Annotated in this window: 6 protein-coding genes and 2 pseudogenes; all 8 read right to left on the bottom strand. The window is 62.4% G+C overall.

All coding sequences use genetic code 11. The annotated features are described in order from the left end of the window. Positions 1–126: pseudogene (locus G3O00_RS40300) on the bottom strand (inorganic phosphate transporter); the annotation flags it as partial. A gap of 10 nt (positions 127–136) precedes the next feature. Further along, positions 137–763 (bottom strand): DUF47 domain-containing protein, encoded by a 627-nt coding sequence (locus G3O00_RS40295; protein ID WP_096503051.1) that lies wholly within the window; start codon positions 761–763, stop codon positions 137–139. Positions 764–901: 138 nt separating this feature from the next. After that, positions 902–2,284: a replicative DNA helicase gene (locus G3O00_RS40290; RefSeq protein WP_011352313.1), complete on the bottom strand. Its 1,383-nt coding sequence runs from the start codon at positions 2,282–2,284 to the stop codon at positions 902–904. A gap of 139 nt (positions 2,285–2,423) precedes the next feature. After that, a complete protein-coding gene (gene rplI, locus G3O00_RS40285; RefSeq protein ID WP_174930916.1) occupies positions 2,424–2,876 on the bottom strand; it encodes a 50S ribosomal protein L9 in 453 nt (150 codons plus the stop codon). Between the two features lie 27 nt (positions 2,877–2,903). Further along, positions 2,904–3,179, bottom strand: coding sequence for a 30S ribosomal protein S18 (rpsR, locus tag G3O00_RS40280; protein ID WP_006486248.1), 276 nt, complete (start codon positions 3,177–3,179; stop codon positions 2,904–2,906). A gap of 4 nt (positions 3,180–3,183) precedes the next feature. After that, positions 3,184–3,483: a primosomal replication protein N gene (gene priB / locus G3O00_RS40275; RefSeq protein ID WP_006486250.1), complete on the bottom strand. Its 300-nt coding sequence runs from the start codon at positions 3,481–3,483 to the stop codon at positions 3,184–3,186. Positions 3,484–3,523: 40 nt separating this feature from the next. Then, entirely contained in the window at positions 3,524–3,898 is a 375-nt protein-coding gene (gene rpsF, locus G3O00_RS40270) for a 30S ribosomal protein S6 (protein WP_006402295.1), read from the bottom strand. A gap of 244 nt (positions 3,899–4,142) precedes the next feature. After that, positions 4,143–4,686 (bottom strand): annotated as a pseudogene (locus tag G3O00_RS40265) (anti-sigma factor); the annotation flags it as partial.

Here is a 4,686-nt window from a genome sequence, read left to right as displayed (position 1 = left end):
CACCCCGGTGGACACGACGGTGGCGATCGAGTTCGCCGCGTCGTGAAAGCCGTTCATGAAGTCGAATACGAGCGCGACGAGCACCAGCGTCGCGACCATCCATAGGGCGAGTTGTATCGAATGCATCGTGGTCCGCTCAGGCGTTTTCCAGCACGATGCCTTCGATGATGTTCGCGACGTCCTCGCACTTGTCGGTGATCTCTTCGAGCAGCTCGTAGATCGCCTTCAGCTTGATGAGCGTCTTCACGTCGTCTTCCTCGCGGAACAGCTTCGACATCGCCGCGCGCAGCACGCGATCGGCCTCCGACTCCCAGCGGTCGATCTCCTCGCACTGCTTGAGGATCTGCGCCGACTGCTTCATGTCGGACAGCAACCCGACCGCCTGCTGCACGTGCTGGGCCGACTGCGTGACGATGTGCGCGAGCTGGCTCGCTTCCGACGTGACGGCGCGTACGTCGTACAGCGACACGGCAGTCGCGACGTCTTCCATCAGGTCGAGGATGTCGTCCATCGTCGTGATCAGCTTGTGGATCTCGTCGCGATCGAGCGGCGTGATGAAAGTCTTGTGCAGAAGATCGATCGCCTCGTGCGTGAGCTTGTCGGCGGCCTTCTCGGCGGTTTGCACGTTTTGCTTGTGAATCTCGGCGTCGGCGAGATTGTCGATCAGCAGTTCGAGCTCGCGGCCACCGGAAACGATGTGCTTCGCGTGCGCGTTGAAGAGTTCAAAGAACTTGCCCTCGGTGGGCATGAATCGACCGAACATGGGATTCCTGAGAGATTGTCAAACTACTGTCACGAAAACGGGCGACATTGTACCGTTTTCGGTCGCGCCGCGACGCGCGCACATGCGCGCGCCGGGATTGGATACAACGTTTGGCGATTTAGGGCTTTACAACCGGCGTTACTCGCCGTAGAACGTCTGCGCCCCTGCAAAGTTGTCGAACTTCGTGTATTGCCCCAGGAACGTGAGCCGAACGGGGCCGATCGGACCGTTACGCTGCTTGCCGATGATGATTTCGGCCGTGCCCTTGTCGGGGCTGTCCGGGTTGTAAACTTCGTCACGGTAGATGAACAGGATCACGTCCGCATCCTGTTCGATTGCGCCTGATTCACGCAAATCCGACATCACCGGACGCTTGTTCGGACGCTGTTCGAGGCCGCGGTTCAACTGCGACAGCGCGATCACCGGCACGTCGAGTTCCTTCGCCAGGCTCTTCAGCGATCGCGAGATTTCCGAGATTTCGGTCGCGCGGTTCTCGCCCTGCGACGAACCCGACATCAGCTGCAGGTAGTCGACGATGATCAGGCCGAGCTTGCCGCATTGCCGCGCAAGACGCCGCGCGCGCGAGCGCAATTCCATCGGGTTCAGGCCACCCGTCTCGTCGATGAAGAGCTGCGCCTCGCTCATCTTCTGCACCGCGTGCGTCAGCTTCGGCCAATCCTCGTCCGTCAGGCGGCCCGTCCGCATCCGGTGCTGGTCGAGCCGGCCGATCGAGCCGAGCATACGCATCACGAGCTGGGTGCCCGGCATTTCCATCGAGAACACTGCGACCGGCAGCCCGTACTCGACCGCCACGTATTCACCGATGTTCATCGAGAACGCGGTCTTACCCATCGACGGACGCCCTGCGACGATGATCAGTTCGCCGCCGTGCATCCCGGACGTCATCCGGTCGAGGTCGACGAAGCCCGTCGGCGTGCCCGTGACGTCACTCGGGTTTGCCGTGTGGTACAGCGTATCGATGCGCTCGACGACCTGCGTGAGCAGCGGACCGATCTCGAGGAAGCCCTGGTTGCCGCGCGCGCCGTCTTCGGCGATCGAGAACACCTTCGACTCGGCCTCGTCGAGCAGCTGACGGACTTCCTTGCCCTGCGGGTTGAACGCATCGGCCGAGATTTCGTCGGCGACCGACACGAGCCGGCGCAGCACCGCGCGGTCGCGCACGATTTCCGCGTAGCGGCGGATGTTCGCCGCGCTCGGCGTGTTCTGTGCGAGGGCGTTCAGGTAGGCGAGCCCGCCGACGTCGTCGGCCTTGCCGGACGTGGTCAGCGCTTCGTACACGGTCACGACGTCGGCCGGACGCGTCGACGCGATCAGGCGGCCGATGTGCTCGTAGATGATCCGGTGGTCATAGCGGTAGAAGTCGCCCTGCGACAGGAAGTCGGCAATCCGGTCCCAGGCCGCGTTGTCGAGCAACAGGCCGCCGAGCACCGACTGCTCGGCTTCGACCGAATGCGGCGGGACTTTCAGCGATTCGATTTGAGGATCTTGCGGCGCGTTCATGGGTTGGGATTATCGCGAATTACACAGGACGGCGCCATACCGGCCACCAGCGAGCAGGCAATAAAAAAGGCAGGCCCCGGTTGCCCGGGCGCCTGCCCTTGTCCGGACGGCGGAAGCCGCCCGGAAAGCTCGCGTACGCTTACGCGTGGTCGCCGATCACGTTGATCGTGATGTCGACGATGACGTCCGTATGCAGCGCAACCTGGACGCTGTGCTCGCCGATCATCTTCAGCGGGCCTTCCGGCATGCGAACTTGCAGCTTCTCGACTTCGAAACCTGCCTTCTTCAGCAGTTCCGCGACGTCGCCGTTCGTGACCGAGCCGAACAGACGGCCGTCAACGCCCGACTTCTGCGTGATTTCGAACGACTGGCCGTTCAGCTTCTCGCCGACTGCCTGCGATGCTGCCAGCTTTTCAGCGGCGATCTTTTCGAGTTCAGCGCGGCGAACTTCGAATTCGGCGATCGCTTCCTTCGTTGCACGGCGAGCCTTGCGGTTCGGGATCAGGAAGTTGCGAGCGTAACCGTCCTTGACCTTGACGATGTCGCCGAGGTTACCCAGATTGGCGACTTTTTCCAACAGAATGATTTGCATTCGAATTCTCCTTATTGCGTCGCCTGATTACGCCTTGTGCTGATCGGTGTACGGCAGCAGCGCGAGGAAACGCGCACGCTTGATGGCCGTATCCAGCTGACGCTGATAGTGCGCCTTCGTACCCGTCAGACGAGCCGGCGTGATCTTGCCGTTTTCGCCGATGAAGTCCTTCAGCGTTTCCGTGTCCTTGTAGTCGATCTGCTCGACGCCTGCAGCCGTGAAACGGCAGAACTTCTTGCGCTTGAAGAGCGGGTTTTGTTGCTGACGACGCTTGTCGAATTTCTTACCAGTCGGGCGGGGCATGATTTCAGTCCTTTCCAATGTCCTGCAATGCTGTGATGTGAAACACCAAGGTTCTCGCGTTGCGGCTTTTCTTTGCCAGGAAGCCCGTGAACAGCGTTTCGACGCCCATTTCACGACTTTCCAGCTTGCCGCTCGCCTCACCGGCCGCCACCGCCTCGATCGTCATTTCGACCTGACGGGGAATGCCTGCTTCGACGACTTCCGTGCGGTGATGCAATGTGGCGCTTGCGATCGGAACACCAGCCGGCGTATATCGCACCGGTGCGCGTTCGACGACGCTTGCCGTCAATTGCAACCTGTTCACGTGAGTGACGCGCTCCTTGATGGCTTAATGAATGACGAACTTAAGCCTGCGCTTCGGTCGGCTGAGCTGCAGCCGCCTTCTTGGCTTCTTCGCGCTGAACTTCCTTCATCATCGGCGACGGGCCGGTTTCGGCCTTCTTCATCTTGACGATGAGGTGACGCAGCACGGCGTCGTTGAACTTGAACGCGTGTTCGAGTTCGTCGAGCGTCGTCTGGTCGCACTCGATGTTCATGCAGACGTAGTGAGCCTTCGCGAGTTTCTCGATCATGTAGGCCAGTTGGCGACGGCCCCAGTCTTCGACACGGTGGATCTGACCGCCGTGCGACGTGATCGTGGTCTTGTAACGCTCGATCATCGCGGGCACTTGCTCGCTTTGATCGGGGTGCACGATGAATACGATTTCGTAATGACGCATTACACACTCCTTGTGGATTAAAGCCACCCGGGCGTCTGAACCGGTGTGGCAAGTGGGAAGCCGAAGATTCTAACCCGGATACGGGGCGCATGCAAGACCAATCGACGATTCGCGTGCGGATTCGGCCGTGTTTTCAAAGACTTGAAGGGATGAGCCCGGGCGGACGGGCCCATCTTCGGCCCTTTCCCGGTCAGGGTCGGAACAAGAAGCGCGCGGCGGGCCCGCAGCCCGCGCCGCCATGCCGTCACTCGGTGCGCGTGACGCCGAGCCGCGCATCGAGCGCGGTCCTGAACGCCGCGAGCGCCGACGGCTCGGCATCGGTCACGGCCCACCACGTCATCCCGGCCGCGTCCCAGCGGTCGAGCGCATAACCCTGCGACACGGTCGAGTACGGCGCCCCCGGCCCTTCCCCGGCCGGCCGCACGTAGACGTCGATCACGTGCTGCCGGTAACGGTAGACGAGCACCGCGACGCGTCGCCGCCCGACGTAGTCGAGCCGGCCGCCGACCAGCGCGAAGCCGTCCGTCGCAAGATCCTCGACCGGCGGCGCATAGTCGATCCGACCGTTGAACCACGGCTTGACCGTGTGCCGATCGGTCGAGATCACATCGATGTCGCGCGCCGACAGGTCGGCCCGCACATGGCTCGACACGAGTTCGTCGACCGTGCGGTCGGTGTCGGCGTGACGCGCCGACAATGCCATCCCGCCCGCCGCGGCAACCGCCACCAGCAGCGCGACGCCCCAGCCGAGTCCCGGCAGCGCGGCGACCCGCGGCCCCGTGCCGGCC

This window comes from Burkholderia sp. Ac-20384 (assembly GCF_017104605.1).
Taxonomy (GTDB): Bacteria; Pseudomonadota; Gammaproteobacteria; order Burkholderiales; family Burkholderiaceae; genus Burkholderia; species Burkholderia lata.
Note: the sequence above shows the minus strand (reverse complement) of the source record. Positions and strands in the feature narration are given on the sequence as shown.